At 62.3% G+C, this 16,685-nt stretch carries 13 protein-coding genes; 6 read left to right on the forward strand and 7 right to left on the reverse strand.

Translation table 11 applies throughout. The features are described from left to right. Window positions 1–17: 17 nt before the first annotated feature. The 4 genes from AB6809_RS07565 to AB6809_RS07580 all read left to right on the forward strand — a co-directional run bounded on the left by AB6809_RS07565 (window position 18) and on the right by AB6809_RS07580 (window position 4,123). Window positions 18–1,118 (forward strand): polyamine ABC transporter substrate-binding protein, encoded by a 1,101-nt coding sequence (locus AB6809_RS07565; RefSeq protein ID WP_307254117.1) that lies wholly within the window; start codon window positions 18–20, stop codon window positions 1,116–1,118. Window positions 1,119–1,212: 94 nt separating this feature from the next. Further along, on the forward strand, window positions 1,213–2,379 hold the full coding sequence (locus tag AB6809_RS07570; protein ID WP_371026240.1) for an ABC transporter ATP-binding protein: 1,167 nt from the start codon (window positions 1,213–1,215) through the stop codon (window positions 2,377–2,379). Next, window positions 2,376–3,305, forward strand: coding sequence for an ABC transporter permease subunit (locus AB6809_RS07575; RefSeq protein ID WP_371026241.1), 930 nt, complete (start codon window positions 2,376–2,378; stop codon window positions 3,303–3,305). Before AB6809_RS07570 ends, AB6809_RS07575 begins: the two co-directional genes overlap by 4 nt. Beyond that, complete coding sequence (locus AB6809_RS07580) at window positions 3,305–4,123, forward strand: ABC transporter permease subunit (protein ID WP_006051751.1); 819 nt, start codon at window positions 3,305–3,307, stop codon at window positions 4,121–4,123. The genes AB6809_RS07575 and AB6809_RS07580 overlap by 1 nt, the downstream gene beginning before the upstream one ends. 42 nt (window positions 4,124–4,165) lie before the next feature. Here the strand turns inward: AB6809_RS07580 and AB6809_RS07585 are convergent, their stop codons facing one another. The 3 genes from AB6809_RS07585 to AB6809_RS07595 all read right to left on the reverse strand — a co-directional run bounded on the left by AB6809_RS07585 (window position 4,166) and on the right by AB6809_RS07595 (window position 8,497). Next, window positions 4,166–5,569, reverse strand: a complete 1,404-nt coding sequence (locus tag AB6809_RS07585) for a methyl-accepting chemotaxis protein (protein WP_044021883.1) — start codon at window positions 5,567–5,569, stop codon at window positions 4,166–4,168. A gap of 311 nt (window positions 5,570–5,880) precedes the next feature. Next, a complete protein-coding gene (locus tag AB6809_RS07590; RefSeq protein WP_371026243.1) occupies window positions 5,881–6,891 on the reverse strand; it encodes an alpha/beta fold hydrolase in 1,011 nt (336 codons plus the stop codon). A gap of 97 nt (window positions 6,892–6,988) precedes the next feature. Further along, window positions 6,989–8,497 (reverse strand): flavin-containing monooxygenase, encoded by a 1,509-nt coding sequence (locus AB6809_RS07595; protein WP_371026244.1) that lies wholly within the window; start codon window positions 8,495–8,497, stop codon window positions 6,989–6,991. A 170-nt stretch (window positions 8,498–8,667) separates the two neighbouring features. Here AB6809_RS07595 and AB6809_RS07600 point away from each other — a divergent pair, with 170 nt between their 5' ends. Next, entirely contained in the window at window positions 8,668–9,357 is a 690-nt protein-coding gene (locus AB6809_RS07600) for a TetR family transcriptional regulator (protein ID WP_371026441.1), read from the forward strand. 97 nt (window positions 9,358–9,454) lie between these two features. Here AB6809_RS07600 and AB6809_RS07605 read toward each other — a convergent pair whose 3' ends face one another. The 3 genes from AB6809_RS07605 to AB6809_RS07615 form a co-directional block, all read right to left on the reverse strand. Further along, complete coding sequence (locus tag AB6809_RS07605; protein WP_371026245.1) at window positions 9,455–10,666, reverse strand: tetratricopeptide repeat protein; 1,212 nt, start codon at window positions 10,664–10,666, stop codon at window positions 9,455–9,457. A gap of 125 nt (window positions 10,667–10,791) precedes the next feature. Continuing rightward, entirely contained in the window at window positions 10,792–11,472 is a 681-nt protein-coding gene (locus AB6809_RS07610; RefSeq protein ID WP_006051744.1) for a PspA/IM30 family protein, read from the reverse strand. A gap of 417 nt (window positions 11,473–11,889) precedes the next feature. Further along, a complete protein-coding gene (locus AB6809_RS07615) occupies window positions 11,890–12,579 on the reverse strand; it encodes a hypothetical protein (protein ID WP_371026246.1) in 690 nt (229 codons plus the stop codon). A gap of 532 nt (window positions 12,580–13,111) precedes the next feature. Between AB6809_RS07615 and AB6809_RS07620 the strand changes: the two genes are divergently transcribed. Beyond that, window positions 13,112–15,613 carry a penicillin-binding protein 1A gene (locus AB6809_RS07620; protein ID WP_006051741.1) on the forward strand — a complete coding sequence of 834 codons (2,502 nt, stop codon included), beginning with the start codon at window positions 13,112–13,114 and terminating at the stop codon, window positions 15,611–15,613. A 157-nt stretch (window positions 15,614–15,770) separates the two neighbouring features. Here the strand turns inward: AB6809_RS07620 and AB6809_RS07625 are convergent, their stop codons facing one another. Continuing rightward, on the reverse strand, window positions 15,771–16,490 hold the full coding sequence (locus AB6809_RS07625; RefSeq protein ID WP_371026247.1) for a glycosyltransferase: 720 nt from the start codon (window positions 16,488–16,490) through the stop codon (window positions 15,771–15,773). Between the last annotated feature and the right edge of the window lie 195 nt (window positions 16,491–16,685).

The following is a 16,685-nucleotide window of genomic DNA, read 5'->3' on the forward strand; positions in this document are numbered from 1 at the left end:
CACGATCGGAGAACGGGATGAAAAGACGGGTAGTGGGGCAAGTGGCTGCGCTGGTCTTGTGCGCGGCGCCGTGGTTGACGGCGGCAGCGAAGGATACGCAGCTCAACGTGTACAACTGGTCCGATTACATCGCCAAGGACACCATTCCGAACTTCACGAAGCAGGCCGGCGTCCAGGTCAAATACGACAACTACGACAGCGACGACACCCTGCAAGCCAAGCTGCTGACGGGCAATTCCGGTTACGACATCGTCGTGCCGACCAGCAATTACGCGGGCAAGCAGATCGCTGCGGGCATCTTCGCGCCGCTCGACAAATCGAAGCTGCCGAACCTCAAATACCTCGACCCGTCGCTGATGGCGCTTGTGGCCGGCGCCGATCCCGGCAACAAGTTCACGGTGCCCTGGGCATACGGCACGACCGGCCTCGGCTACAACGTGACGAAGGCCCAGCAGATTCTCGGCAAGAACGTGCCGCTCGATAACTGGGACGTGCTCTTCAAGCCGGAAAACATCTCGAAGCTGAAGGCCTGCGGCGTGTCCGTGCTGGATGCGCCGGATCAGATGTTCGCCGCCGCGCTGCATTACATCGGCAAAGACCCGATGAGCACGAACCCGGCCGACTATCGCGAGGCGCTCGCGATGCTCAAGAAGATTCGCCCGTACATCACGCAGTTCAACTCGTCGGGCTATATCAACGACCTGGTGGGCGGCGACGTGTGCTTCGCCTACGGATGGTCGGGCGACGTGGTGATCGCGAAACATCGCGCGATCGAAGCGAAGAAGCCGTACAAGATCGAGTATTACATTCCGAAGGGCGGCGCGCCCGTATGGTTCGACGTGATGGCGATTCCGAAGGACGCGAAGAACAAGGAAGCCGCGCTCGAGTGGATCAACTACATCGAAACGCCGCAAGTGCATGCCGCGATCACCAACGCCGTCTACTACCCGAGCGCGAATCTCGAAGCGCGTAAATACGTGGATAAGGACGTCGCGAACGATCCCGCCGTGTACCCGCCGCCCGAAGTCATCAAGACGCTGTTCCTGTTGAAGCCGTTGCCGCCCGAAGTGCAGCGGCTGCAGACGCGGCTCTGGACCGAGTTCAAGTCCGGCCGCTGAAGCGTGGCCGGAGTGAACGGGTAACAGCATCATCAAGAAGCCCTCGGTGTTCACCGGGGGCTTTGTTCGTCAAACGCCGGAGTGAAGCATTGTGATGAGTAGTGAGCAGCCGGGCGCGCTGGACCGGACGGCCGTGTCGCCCGCCGGCGGCAACGCCGCGATCGACGACGCCGCCGATAATTTCGTGCAGGTCGTCGACGTCGTGAAGAAATTCGGCGAGACCGTGGCGGTCAAGCAGGTCAATCTGTCGGTGAAAAAGGGCGAGCTGTTCGCGCTGCTCGGCAGTTCGGGTTGCGGCAAGTCGACCTTGTTGCGCATGCTCGCGGGCCTCGAGACCGTGACCTCGGGCAAGATCCTGATCGACGGCGAAGACCTTGCGCAACTGCCGCCGTACCGGCGGCCGGTCAACATGATGTTCCAGTCGTATGCGCTTTTTCCGCATATGACGGTCGAGTCGAACGTCGCGTTCGGTCTGAAGCAGGAAGACGTGGCCAAGGCCGAACTCAAGGACCGCGTGCAGACCGCGCTCGAACTCGTGCAGATGGGCCGCTTTGCGAAGCGCAAGCCGCATCAGCTTTCCGGCGGTCAGCAGCAGCGGGTGGCGCTGGCGCGTTCGCTGGTGAAGCGGCCGAAGCTGTTGCTGCTCGACGAACCGATGTCCGCGCTCGACAAGCAGATTCGCCAGCGCACGCAGATCGAGCTCGTCAACATTCTCGACAAGGTCGGCGTGACCTGCATCATGGTCACGCACGATCAGGAAGAAGCGATGACGATGGCAGGGCGCCTCGCGGTAATGAGCGAAGGCGAGATCGTGCAGCTCGGCACGCCGCACGAGGTGTACGAGTATCCGAATAGCCGCTTTTCGGCGGAATTCATCGGCTCGACGAATCTGTTCGAAGGCCATACGGTCGAGGACGAGCCCGATCACGTCTTTATCGAAACGCCCGATCTGACTTGCCGTTTGTATGTGAGCCACGGCATTACCGGTCCGCTCGGCATGCCGGTGACGATCTCGGTGCGGCCCGAGCGCATCGCGCTCACGAGCAAGCCGCCCGAGGGCGCGTTCAACTGGGGCAAGGGCGTCGTGTCGAATATCGCGTACATGGGCGGCTATTCGCTGTATCACGTGAAGCTCGACGGCGGCAAAACCGTGATCGCGAACGTGACGAGCCTCGCGCTGACGGAGATCGATCCGCCCACTTGGGGCGACGAGGTGTACGTGCGCTGGAGCGCATCGGCCGGTGTGGTGCTGACGTCATGAAGCGCCAGTTCCATTCGGTTCTCAACTGGCCGGTGCGGCGCTTTAACCTGACGGGCCGTACCGCCGTGGTGGCCGGTCCGTTCGTCTGGCTGCTGCTGTTTTTTCTGGTGCCGTTTTTGCTGGTCGTGAAGATCAGCTTTGCCGATTTGCAGCTCGGCATTCCGCCGTATACCGAGCTCACGAGTTTCGCGGACGGCGCGATCAATCTCAAGCTCGATCTGTCGCATTACGCGTTTCTCGTCACCGACAGCCTGTATTTCGCGACGTATGTGAATTCGGTTGTCGTGGCCGCGATTTCGACGCTGCTGTGCCTGCTGATCGGTTATCCGATGGCGTATTACATCGCACGTTCGAATCCGGCGCGCCGCAATCTGCTGATGATGGCCGTGATGCTGCCGTTCTGGACGTCGTTTCTGATTCGCGTGTATGCGTGGATCGGGATTCTGAAAAACAACGGGCTGCTGAATAACTTCCTGATGTCGATCGGCCTGATTCATTCGCCGATCGAGCTGTATCACACGAATACGGCGGTTTATATCGGCATGGTCTATTCGTATCTGCCGTTTCTCGTGATGCCGTTGTACGCGCATCTCGTGAAAATGGACATGACCTTGCTCGAAGCCGCCTACGACCTGGGCGCAAGACCCTGGAAAGCGTTCTGGCAGATCACATTGCCGCTTTCGAAGAACGGCATTATCGCCGGTTGCCTGCTGGTGTTTATTCCAGCGGTGGGCGAGTACGTGATTCCGGAATTGCTCGGCGGCGCGAATACGCTGATGATCGGCCGCGTGATGTGGAATGAGTTCTTCGACAATGCCGATTGGCCGATGGCTTCCGCCGTGACGTGTGCGATGGTAGTGCTGCTGTTGGTGCCGATGGCGTTTTTCCAGTACGCGCAGGCCAAGGCGATGGAGGAAAAACGCTGATGAAGCCGAACCGGATATTGCAGTTCACCGCGTTGGCGCTGGGCTTTCTGTTCCTGTATATACCGATCATCAGTCTGGTCGTCTATTCGTTCAACGAATCACAACTCGTCACCGTATGGACGCGTTTTTCGACGCGCTGGTATGCGGCGTTATTGCACGACGATGAACTGATTGCGGCGGCGTGGCTGTCGTTGAGAGTGGCGGTGCTGACGGCGTTTGCGTCGGTGATTATCGGCACATGGGCGGGTTTCGTGCTCGCGCGCATGGGGCGTTTCCGCGGCTTTACGCTTTATACCGGCATGATCAACGCGCCGCTCGTGATCCCCGAAGTGATTCAGGGCATATCGCTGCTGCTGCTCTTTATCGAAATGGCGAAGTGGCTCGGCTGGCCGGCGGGGCGCGGCATTTTCACGATCTGGATCGGGCACGTGATGCTGTGTATTTCGTACGTGGCGATTATCGTGCAGTCGCGTGTCAAGGAGTTGCATCCTTCGCTCGAGGAAGCGGCGCTCGACCTCGGCGCGACGCCGCTGCGGGTGTTTTTCTCGATTACGTTGCCGCTGATTTCGCAGGCGCTGGTATCGGGCTGGTTATTGTCTTTTACGTTGTCGATCGACGATCTGGTTTTATCCGCGTTTCTGTCGGGGCCTGGGTCAACGACATTGCCGCTGGTGGTTTTCTCGCGCGTCAGGCTGGGTTTGAATCCCGAGATGAATGCGTTGGCGACGTTGTTTATCGCGGTGGTGACGGTTGGCGTGGTGGCGGTGAATTATTTTATGCAGCGGGCGGAGAGGAGAAGGGTGCAGGTGAGGGGGTAGGTGACGGGGCAAGTGCGCTTGCCCTGTTTCACGAATTGCAGCTTAAACCCTATACCCAATCCGAACCCCGCCCCAATGCCGTCCCTGCACAAAAACCGGCGCGGACGCATCCTTCATCAAAACAAACTGTCCACCGCCCATATCTCGCCGATACGTCTGCAGCAAAAACTTCTTCGTATGCGACCCGGCAGCCAGTCCAGTGCGGTCGTTAAAAATGCGCCGGTTCCGGCAATTGGCCATATTCCACACGACATCGTCACGCTGCGGCAAAGAGAACTTCAGGTTGTGCGTCGGCAGATAACCGCGCACGTCGATTGCGGCAGAGAACGCGACCCGCGGATCGAGATCGAGTAGCGGCTCCTGAATCGCCGGCAGAACGCGATCGGTGAAAGCCGTGAACCGCGTCATGAACTGCTGCGGATTGCTGCCAGGCACGGGCACGTAGTGCTGATCGAACAGATCGTCGAGCGAAATCTCGCCGCGCGCGACCGCTGCCTCAAACAGCTTGCTCACCGCCGCCGCCGCGTCCTGCACGGCCTCGATAAAGCGCGTGTCCGGCGTCTCCACGCCCGCCGCCGCCGTCAGTTCGATCAAGGTCTCTGAGACGCCGAGCAGATTGCCGAGCCGATCCTTCGCCTGCACGAAGTTCTCGCTCGAATCCTCGACGCCGCTCGCCATTTCCAGCACCTGCGCCTCGAGTCCGCCGCACTGCGTCTCGATCTCGCCGGTCAACGCGGCGATCTGCTCGGCCTCGTTGTTCAGATGCGCGATCGCGTCGCCCGTCGAATGCACGACGTCGCCGATCTTGCGCGTGCCCTCGCGTACCCGATGCGCCCGCTCCGTATTCACCGAGCCTTCGTTGATCAACTGCTCGGTCTGCTGCGTGAGTTGCGCGAGTGTGGTCTCGATCTGGCCGGTCGCCTGCGCGGTCTTCGCCGACAGATTCTTCACCTCGGCCGCCACCACCGCGAAGCTTCGGCCGGACTCGCCGGCGCGCGCGGCTTCGATCGCCGCGTTCAGCGCGAGCAGATGCGTTTGCCGCGCGATCAGCGAGATTTCCTCGGAGACGCGGCTCACATGCGCGAGCGCGCTGCGCAGCGCGCCGATCTGGCTCTCGATCACGGTCACGCCTTCCACCAGTCCGTGGATGTCGGCAAGCGACGCCTCCAGCGTGTCGTGCGATTCCTGCACGCCGGTCGCCGCTTGTGCCGACACATCGCGCATACCCCGCGCGGCGGTCGCGATCCGATGATTGCCGGCGAGCGTCTGCGCAGCCGACTCGCGCAACGCGCGGCACACCTGCGCCTGATGCTGCACGCGCGCGGCGACTTCATCGACGTGGCCCGATACATCGCAGATTTCGATACCCAGTTTGCCCGCCTGCGCGGCAATATCGCCGACGACCCCTTGCGGTCGGCCCGTCCGGCGAAAGCTGAAACGCGACATGAACGTCTCCTTGATGACGCTAGCAACGCTGCCGGTCACGCGCTCGTCGAGCGCGAACACAGCCTCTTCTCGACGCGTTTACGGCTGGCTTTCGGCGGACTTGATACGGGGTATCCCGCAGTCGCTACGCCGCAGTCGTTATGATGTCCGGTTTGGCGCCGCGGCAAGCGCCGCCATTCCTGACCAACTTTAACGATGTTCGATTCCTTCGCGCGCGCTTCGGGCTGGCAGCAGCTTTACCATCTGTGGGAGCTGATCGTCATGCTCTTTAAATTTCTCTGGGACTTGCTGCGCTTGCTCGGAGGAAGGGGCTAGGCGCGCGCGACGGCGCCTGCTTTCGGAGCAGCATGCGTGCCGAGAAACGCCCGCAGGTCGGCCAGCACGCGCTCGGGCGCTTCCTCCATCGGAATGTGTCCAAGGCCCGGATACATGACCGATTTCGCGCCCGGAATGCGCTGCGCGAATTCAGCCGCGTGCGCGGTCGGAATCCAGCGGTCCTTCGCGCCCCACAATACGAGCGTCGGCAGCGCGAGTGTCGTCAGCACATTCGTATCCAGTTCGGCGAAATCGAGCGTCGGCACCATCTTGCCGATCGCGGCGCGCGTGCCTTCGCCGTGAAAAAACTCGACGTAGCGCCGCAGCGTGACGGCATCGATTTTGCGCGGATCGCCATACACGTTGCGCACCGCGCTTTTGATGATCGCTTCCGGCAGCCAGCGCGGCGAACTCGCGCGCACCAGCGCGCTATTGAAGAGGCCAATATAGATGGGCAGCCGCATCGGAAAGCCCGCGGAGTCGATCAGCACGAGCCGCTCGACGGCCTCGCGATGCCGCACCGCGTAGTCCCACGAAATCAGTCCGCCGAGCGAATTGCCGATGAAAGTCGCGCGCCTAATGCCGAGTGCCTGCAAAAAAGTGTCGATGAAACGCCGGTAGGTCGGGAGGTCCATCGTTTCGATCGCGCCTGTGCTGGAGCGCAGCGGCCCAGTCACGCCGAACGGCGGCAGATCGAGACGAATGATGCGGTAAGCGTGCTTCAGTTCATCCGCGACACGATTCCATGTGTGCAGCGACGACGCGAAGCCATGAATCATCACGATGATGTCGCCGCGGCCTTCGTCGACATAATGCACGTCCGCGCCCATGATGCGGATGAACTTCGAGCCGCTTTGGGTGTAGCGCCGCCGCAGTTCGTCGCGCGGCACGCTGGTGATGCCGAGGCGCGCGGCGAGCGAGCGGGGCGGCAGCGCCGCGACTGAACTACGGGGCAACGAGTTCGACGAGTTCGACGAACTCGACGAACGAGGATCGATGCTTGCCATGTTTTCCGTCTCCCTTTTTTATTTGAATCGGGATACTAAATAGTCGCCATCGGATCGGGCGACGTAGCTTGCAATCGCACCGCGTGAGCGTCATTCCTCAAGGCAAAAAGCGGTAATCGCCTGGCCGCACGCGGCGCGTCCTCTTGCGAAAGCTGAACGTGAATCCCGGCCACAGCGCGGTCACTTTGCCGCTTCGCGTCTGATACCAGCTATGGCAACCGCTCGACCACACCGAGCGCCGCATATCGTGCTGCAGGCGCGCGTTGTAGTCGCGCTGCACGTCGGGCCGCAGGTTCATCGTGCGGGCGTTGCGCCGGCGCAGCGTCCGCAGGCAATCGGCGATGTACTGCACTTGCGACTCGATCATGTAGATCAGCGAGTTGTGGCCGAGTCCTGTGTTCGGGCCGACGATCATGAAGAAGTTCGGAAAGTCGGCGACGCTCACGCCGAGATAGGCTTCGGGGCCGTCGCGCAGCCACAGCGCGCCGAGATCGGCACCGCCGACGCCGGTCACGTCGAACGGCGCGCCGACGTCGTTGACCTGAAAACCAGTGCCGCAAATGATCGCATCCGCACGATGATGCGCGCCGTCTTCTGTCACGATGCCGTGCGCGACGATCTCGCGGATGCCCGTCGTGATCACGTTCACATTCGGCTCGACGAGCGCGCGATAGTAGTTGCTCGACAGCAGCACGCGCTTGCAGCCGAGGCGGTAGTTCGGCGTGAGCGTCGCGCGCAACTCAGGGTCTTTCACGCGCCGCTCGAGATAGCTGAGGCACAGCTTCATCGGGCGCTTCATTAGCTTTGGATGACTAACGAAAGCGATCGCCTGCGATTCGAGCTTCCAGTAGATCGCGCTGCGCACGAATCGCTGCGTGAACGGCAGATGTTCGAAAAGCCAGCGCGCGCGTTCGCCGATGCGCTTGTCCGGCTTCGGCATGATCCACGGCGCGGTGCGTTGGAACAGATCGAGCCGCGCGACGCGTGGCTGAATCTGCGGCACGAACTGAATCGCGCTCGCACCGGTGCCGATCACGGCGACGTGCTTGCCTTCGAGCGGATACGCGTGATCCCAGCGCGCGGAATGAAACAGCTTGCCTTCGAAGCTCTCCAGTCCCGCGATGCGCGGCATCGCCGGCCGCGACAGCGGACCGCTCGCGGCGATCAATACGTCGGCCTCGATGTTCTCGCGCATGCCGCCGGCATCGAGTTCGATCTGCCACACATGACGCGCTTCGTCGAAGCGTGCCGCCACCACGCGCGCATTGCAACGCACGTAACGGTCCACGCCATACTTGCGCGAGCAATGCTTCAGATAAGCGAGAATTTCGTTCTGGCCGCTGAAGGCGCGCGACCACGCCGGGTTCGGCTCGAACGAAAACGAATACAGATGCGAGGGCACGTCGCACTCGGCGCCCGGATAGGTATTGTCGCGCCATGTCCCGCCGATGTCCGCGGCGGCTTCATAGACGGTGAACGACGTGATGCCCATTTTTTGCAGCCGCACGGCCATGCCGATGCCGGAAAAACCGCTCCCCACAATGGCGATGCGCGGCGCGACAGCTTGTGTTGATGCAGCGGATGCAGCAAATGCAGCGGACGTCACGTCGATCTCCTGCAAGGGGAAGTCGGGCGCTGCCTGCGCACACGGCAAGCCGCGTAGCCGCCCAAACGTAACGCGCAGGGTAGACAACTGTACACCTCGCGTCAAGATCGTTTAGAGTACGTCTATCAAACGCGCGTCCCGCGCGGCGATTGAAAGCCACCATGAACGCGATGAAATCCGTATCCGAAACGGCGCGGCAGCCCGCGCGCGACGCTGCGGCAGAACAGGAACTGCCGCCCGGCAAACGCAAACTGATCGAAGCCGCGTTGCGCTTGACCGCGGGCGGGCGCGGCTTTGCGAGTCTGGGTTTGCGCGAACTCGCGCGCGAGGCGGGACTCAATCCGAACACGTTTTATCGGCATTTCGACACGCTCGACGAACTCGCGCGCGAGGCCGTCGATTCGGTCAGCCGCCGTTTGCGGCCGATGCTGCGACGCGAGCGCTGGCTCGCGGCGCATGACGAACCGCATAGCGTGCCGCGGCGCGCGTGCGTCGCGTTCTTCATGTTTGCGCTCGAAAACCGCGATGCGTTTCTCAGTGCGTTAGCTGAATATCACGGCACGTCGCCCGCATTGCGTGAGGCAGTGCGCGCGACGCTTCATGCGGTGTCGGCGGAAATGGCCGACGACGTCGTGCAATTGCAGCTAATGCCCACACTTTCGCAGGATGTCGTCGATGAAGTCTGCACGCAGATCGTGCTGCAACTGTTTCATCTCTCCGCCGAGTATCTCGATGCCGACGCCGCGCGCCGCGATGCGCTCGTCGGCTATGCGGAGCGTTTTATCGTGAGGCTTTTTGCGGGCTCGGTGCTGCTCGCGCAGCAGGAGGAGGCGCGGGCGCCTGTCTCGCGGCGCGCGTGATTTTCGCTGAACGTGCAGGCAAAAAAAACGGGCTCCGTGTAGGAGCCTGTCTTCAATGCACACGCGGAGAGTGCCGCGACTGAAAGAGCGCGAGGACTCAGGTATTGTCGTCGCTCCAGCCGCCGGAATCGTCGTTGCTGCCCATGTCGATGCCGCCGCCGCTGTTGTCGTTCCAGTCGTTCGAGCCCTGGCCGAAATCGAGCCCGCCGCCATTGTCGCCTGAGTTGCCGCGCCTGCGCCCTTCATCGTCGACGATGACGTCGCGCTCCACGACGCGTTCACGCCCCGAGTTCAGCGCCTCGCCGAGCAGCACGCCGGTCAGCAGCCCGCCCATGCCGCCGCCGAAACCGCCGCCTTGCTGCACGACAACAGGCGGTTGCTGCTGATACGGACCTTGCTGCGGATAGGGCGCTTGCGGCGGATTGCCGAAGCGCTCGGCTTCGCGCGCATACGGCGACTGCTCGTTGCCTGCCGCGGCTGCTGCGTTCGGATCGGGCCGGCCTTCGGCGCGTGCGCGCAGGCTGCCGATACGCTGCTCCAGTTCATCGAGCTGATACGGCGGCACCGGATTCTTGCTGTTCGACAACGCTTCGACGAGCGTGCGCAACTGGTCTTCGGTTGCTTCGACTTCCTTCTCGAGCGCTTCGTGACCGGGCGCGGTGGAGAGCTTCACGTCGAGTTTCAGCGAACGCACGGTGTTGAGCAGGTCGGTTGCACGCTTGAGTTGCACGCGACGGTCGTCGTTCGCGCGCGTGTCGTCTTGCGTGCGGGCGCGGCGCAAGGTCCAGCGCAACACGAGCGCGATCACGCCCACGATAAGCAGAATGCCGACCCACATGCCGATGCCCGGGCCGTGGCGCTCAGGCGCTTGCGGCACTTGCGGCGCGAGTCCGGCCTGCTGCTGCAAGGCCGGTGTGTTCACGCTCTGCTGGGCGAACGGGTTGTCCGCGCGGCTCGTCGATTTGGCGTTCGCGTTGCCCACCCGTTCGGCGTCCCGACGAATGCGCGCCTCGACTTGTGCGAAACGCGTGGGATCGGTGAAACGGATTTGCGGGTCGAGCGTCTTTGCCTGTTGAAGCTGCGCGAGCGCGTCGCCATAGTGGCCTTCACGGTCGAGCACCTGGCTGTACAGGTAATGCGCGCGCGCGTTGTTCGGATGCGCCTGCAGCACTTCGGACAAGCCGGCGTCGGCTTGCTGCCAGTTGCCTTGCGACATCGCGGATTCGATCTGCTGCACGGTCGGCACGGCAAACGCCGCGCCCGAAACGAGCATGAGCGAGACGAATGCGCTTGCGATAAGTTTTTTCATTTGCGGACCGGGCGTCATACGCCCGTCTCCTTCAGTCGATTGCGCCGGGCCGGCGATCCCGCGGCGGCCGGCGGCCGGTTAAACATCCACGCTCACCGGCCTGCCGTCAGACACTACTCACGCAATTACTGGGCCGGCGTATTGAGCTGCTTCTTCAGCGCTTCGAGACGGTCTTCCACCGACGGGCCGCGGTTCAGATCCGCGAGCTTGTCGTCGAGCGCCTTGCCGCTTTTGACGTCGGCGGAATTCAGGCGTGCGTCCGACCGTGCATTCGACAGTGCGACCTTGTCCTCGAGCTTCTGAAAATCTTCGGACAGGTTCTTTCCGCCGATGCCGCCGAGCGCCGTCGCAGCGACGTCTTTCGCCTCGGCGATCTGCTGCTTGGCCTGGAGAATGTTGGACCGCGCGTTCAGATCGTTGCGGCGCGCGCGCATGTCTTCGATCTGGCTCTTCAACTGCGCGACCGACGGCTCGAGCGTGGCGAGTTCCTTCGTCAGTGCATCGCGTTCCGCCTCGGCGGTGGCTTGCGCGCTCAGCGCTTCACGCGCGAGCGCTTCGTCGCCGGATTGCAGCGCGCGCTTCGCGCCGTCTTCATACTTCTTCGCCTTGTCGGCGGCAACATCGCGCTTGCTTTGCTGCGTGGCCACCTGCGCCTGAATCTCGATCAGCGAATTTTCGGCCTTGCCGATGCTCTCGTCCAGTTCGCGCACGATCTGGCGCGAGTCGCGCGACGGGTCCTGCACGGAGTCGGCCGCGTCGTTCAGGAGACCTTTTAGCGTGCGCGAAATGCTGTCAAAAAGCGACATGAAAACCTCCAAAGAATGGTGTCGGCGCTGAATAGTTCACGCGCGTTCGATTGCTTGCCACTGCTACTTTACGCCGCCGCGCGACAAGCCGCGCAGCGTTCGGACCGGAGGTCGGGGCGCGCGTGCGGAATGCAATAGCACGAGCGCAAATTGTCCGGCCGGTTCGCGCATGCGTCGCGTGATGAAGCGGCAAGCTTCGATGATAAACACGCGGGCGCGTCCCTTCAGCGGCTCGCGGATATTACACCACGGGCTCTCTTAAAATGCGCTTAAAGGGCACGATGCGCGAGCCGCTCAGTGTGCGAGCGGCGAGTGTCGTCGGCGTGAATTGAGCGATGGTTGCGAAAGCGTAGGCGCGCGGAGACGATGAGCTTGCATCGTACATTCGCCTTACACCTCCATTGCGTTTCGCCGGCGCTAGGCGAAGCGTCCGCCTTCGGGGCCCAGATCGCCTTGCGGATCGTCGTCATCGCGCGCGATGTCGAGGCGAGGGCGCTTCAGTACGCTCTTTATGTGCGTCTGTACTTGCGTCTGCGCGGTAACGGCAGCGGGCGCCGTCTTCTGATCGGCAGCCGCTCGGGCTGCGGCGACTCGCGCGACGGCTTCGGCGGTAGCGACAGCGTCTTCATCGACATCGGCAGTGAGCGCGGCCAGCACATCGGCGGGCAGCAGCGGGGCGGGTTCGGAAGGAGCGGGTCGAGATGCGTGCGGCGCGCTACCCGCAAGCGCTTTGCCTGACGACGTCATCGGCTCATGCGCCGCGCGGTTCGCCGCATCGGGCAGTGCGTGGTTTGCGTCGGCGTTCGCGAGTCCGCTCGCCTCGCTGCTCGCGCGCGTGCGCAAGCCTGGCGGCAGCGCCGCGCGCGCATGCTCCGTGTCCTGCGCGACGCGCCGCAGCGCGGCGTCGAGCGCGTCGGGCGCGCGCGGCGCATTGAGCCTGTCGACGATGCTCGCCGCTTTCACCTGCTCGCTCGTCGCGTCGAAACTCAGCACCGCGCGCCGCATGAGCTCGCTGACGCTGATGCCGAGCTCGTCGGCGGTGGCGGCGATCGCGCGTTTCTGCGCGGGCGTAACGAATACGACGATGCGTTCGCTGGGCTTTGTCATGATCGGCTCGCATACTTTTGTTGGTGTGGCGCTTCGCGGCGCGCATCGGCGTGCGCCGAATCCATCATATGACGAGTTGCGCCGATCGCAAACGGGCGCGTCGTGAAAATGCCGTGACATCAACGGCTTGTGGCGTTTTTGGTGGGCTTGTCCACAGGCTTGTGAACGTTTTCTGTTGATAACTCGCGCTGTGTGCGCAAGCGCATCGAAAGCTTGCCGAATCTACTCAAGCGCGCGCCGCCGGGGGCGGCGCGAAGGGAATTCTTACAAAAAAACTGCGTTGAGCGCGGCTTGATTTCTTTAAAATGCGCTGTTACGTTGCGCCGGACACTGTTCGGGCGCGCCGTGGCGACTCGCGGGGGCAAAGGGTCGCGCGGCGGTTTGCGTCCCGGACAACGCCCGCTCAGGATTCATGCGCGCTTCAAGCGCGAGAACAAGGCGTTGAATCATGGCATCCGGTCATGGCATTCAGTCATCCACTGAGTCATGAGACTGAGTCACGCCATTGATTCACGCGCCCACTATTCCAGTCATGCCAATCATCAAACGACCGCATTCTTCGCATTCTCCCGCCGGTCAAGACCGGGACTCCTACCGCCGCACCGAGGGACGCAACGCCGCTTCGCGAGATCGCGAAGAACGCGGCCGCCCGATCGGCGCGACCATCGCGATCTGGTTCGCGAGCTTCGCGGCGATTGTCGCCGTGGTGGGCGCGCTGATCGTCGGCTATGCGCTCGTCGTGATGGGGCCGAACCTGCCCTCGCTCGATGCGCTCACCGACTATCGTCCGAAAGTGCCGCTGCGCGTGTACACGGCGGACCATGTGCTGATCGGCGAATTCGGCGAGGAGCGGCGCTCTCTCGTGCGCTTTCAGGACATCCCCGACCAGATGAAAAAAGCCGTGCTCGCGATCGAGGACTATCGCTTCTACGAACACGGCGGCGTCGACTTTCTCGGCATCTTGCGCGCGGGTTTCGCGGACCTCGCGCACGGCGGCGCGTCGCAGGGCGCGAGCACGATCACGATGCAGGTCGCGCGCAACTTCTTCCTGTCGAGCGAGAAGACCTATACGCGCAAGGTTTATGAAATGCTGCTCGCGTACAAGATCGAGCGCGCGTTGACGAAGGACCAGATTCTCGAGCTGTACATGAATCAGATTTATCTGGGCGAGCGCGCGTATGGTTTCGCGGCGGCGGCGCGCGTGTACTTCGGCAAGGATCTGAAAGACATCACGCTCGCGCAGGCCGCGATGCTCGCGGGTCTGCCGAAAGCGCCGTCCGCGTATAATCCCGTGGTGAACCCCAAGCGCGCGAAGATCCGTCAGGAATACATTCTGAGGCGCATGTTCGAGCTTCGGTATATCAGCCAGGAGCAGTACGACCAGGCGGTGAAGGAAGAGATTCACACGCGCAATCCGGGCAACGAATACAGCGTGCACGCCGAGTACATTGCCGAAATGGTTCGGCAGATGATGTATGCGCAGTACAAGGACGAAACTTATACGCGCGGCCTGAACGTGACGACCACGATCGATTCCGCCGACCAGGACGCCGCGTATCGCGCGGTGCGCAAGGGCGTGATGGATTACGAGCGGCGCCACGGTTATCGCGGGCCGGAAGGTTTCGTGCAATTGCCGGCTGCGGGCGACGACCGCGATCAGACGATCGACGACGCGCTCACCGATCATCCGGATAACGGTGAACTCGTCGCCGCCGTCGTGACGGACGCGAGTCCGAAGCAGGTGAAGGCGCAACTGGTCGACGGCACGCAGGTCACGATGAGCGGCGAGGGCTTGCGCTTTGTGGCGAATGCGCTGAGCGCGCGCGCCGCGTCGGCGACGAAGATCAAGCCCGGCTCGATCGTGCGCGTGATGAGCGACGACAAGGGCAACTGGCAGATAACGCAGCTTCCGCAAGTGGAAGGCGCGCTTGTGTCGCTGACGCCGCAGGACGGCGCGATTCGCGCGCTCGTCGGCGGCTTCGATTTCAACAAGAACAAGTTCAACCACGTGACGCAGGCATGGCGTCAGCCGGGTTCGAGCTTCAAGCCGTTCATCTATTCGGCCGCGCTCGACAAGGGCCTCGGACCGGCGACGATCATCAACGACGCGCCGCTGTACTTCCCGTCGAGCACGCCAGGCGGCGACGCATGGGAGCCGAAGGACGACGATCAGCCCGACGGTCCGATGCCGCTGCGTCTCGCGTTGCAGAAGTCGAAGAACCTGGTGTCGATCCGCATCCTGTCGTATATCGGCACGAAGTACGCGCAAGACTTCGTCACGCAGCGTTTCGGTTTCGATGCCGACAAGACCCCGCCGTATCTGCCGATGGCACTCGGCGCGGGGCTCGTCACGCCGTTGCAATCGGCGGGTGCGTATTCGGTGTTCGCGAACGGCGGCTATCGGATCAACCCGTATCTGATCAGCGAAGTCACGGACGCGCGCGGCGAGCCGCTTTCGAAAGCGCAGCCGCTCACGGCCGGCCGCGACGCGCCGCGCACGCTCGAGCCGCGCAACGCGTACATCATGAACAGCCTGTTGCATTCGGTCGCGACGGCGGGCACGGGGGCGGGCACCAACGCGCTGCATCGTTCGGACTTGCAGGGCAAGACGGGTACGACCAACGACGCAAAGGACGGCTGGTTCGCCGGTTATCAGCAATCGCTCGTCGCGGTCGCGTGGATGGGTTATGACCAGCCGAAGACACTCGGCAGCCGCGAGTTCGGCGCGCAACTCGCTTTGCCGATCTGGGTCGAGTACATGCAGCGCGCGTTGCGCGGCGTGCCGCAAAGCGAGCCGGCGCAACCCGACGGCGTGACTTCAGTCGACGGTGAGCTGTTCTATTCGGATATGACGCCGGGGAATGGTTTCGTGGCGAGTATCGGGCTCGATTCCGCGAATCCGACGGCGGGTGTTAGCGATGCGGTCGGCGGTGTCGGGCCCGCGGGCATGACGCCGCCGGCGGTGCCGCCGCCGAGCGTGTCGTCGAACGAGAAGAAGCAGATCATGGATCTGTTTGAGTCGAATAAGCCTTGAAGATGGGAAGCGCGTGCGAGCGGTGCTCGCACGCGCTGTGTTCTGCGCAGACCGCAAGGCAATGCGGACTTATGCGCGGGTCTGCCGTGTCGCTGAGACTAAGCGGACGGCTGCGGCGTGTAATGCCGCCGACAATAGGCCAGGTGCATGGTCGCTTTCAGTAGCCTGCCTCTCGGCGTATCTCTTTCAGTTGTGCGTAACTGATTATCTGAAAATGCTGATCGTCGTTGAATTGGGCGATGAGCTTTGAGTCGTCGGGTGGCGTTTCTCCAAACATCTGGTAGTGAAATGCAAGCGTGGTCACATAGTTGACACTTGGCACGATTGAGTGGGCTCGCGTGTAGCCACCGGTTTGCACGGCACGCCAGAAAACCCTGTCGCCGACGATGCTCTCCGACGAGTCCTTGAAGAGCCAGACTGCGCATGCGGGAAACGCAGCTCGCGTCAGGAAATAGCAATTCGTGTCGTTGAAATCGATCCCGTTGGATTCCTTGCAGATGCCAAGCACGCGGCCGTCTGCCGCAATTATCGTGCGAGTAGCCGTGACCACCTGCGCACCCGTCATCTGTACTATTGAGCGCATCGTTTCGATGTGGTTTGGCTCGTACCAGTTGTCGGCATCGAGAAAGCAGATCGCATCGAAACCATTGGCAGCCACGCACGCGGCACCTACTCCACGAGGAGTGTCTCCATAGTCAGCATGGTTCGGAATCTTGATGTGGACGACGCTTTCCCAGCTATCGACATCGGCAGCAGGGAACCCATCGGCGACCATGAAGTGAGTGACGTCCCCTTGCTGTCCAAGGACGCTCTCGTGGCACCTTCGTAGAACGTCAAGCGGCTCTTTATAGTACGGGCTAATAACGGCGACTCGCATGAAGAATTCCCGACGTATCCATGGAGCGGCGAATTATATATATCGGTAGTTCGCAGAAGGCTATCTCGATTAATGGTCGCGCGAGGTCTGCGTCTTTAAGGCAATCCCTGCCGCTTATGCTTCATTCCTCACCGCTGCCGATAACCCCAGCCCGCTCAACGAGTTAGCCTGCTTATCAGAAAGTTTTCAACAGGC

The sequence above is a fragment of the Paraburkholderia sp. RCC_158 genome, assembly GCF_041355255.1.
Taxonomy (GTDB): Bacteria; Pseudomonadota; Gammaproteobacteria; order Burkholderiales; family Burkholderiaceae; genus Paraburkholderia; species Paraburkholderia graminis.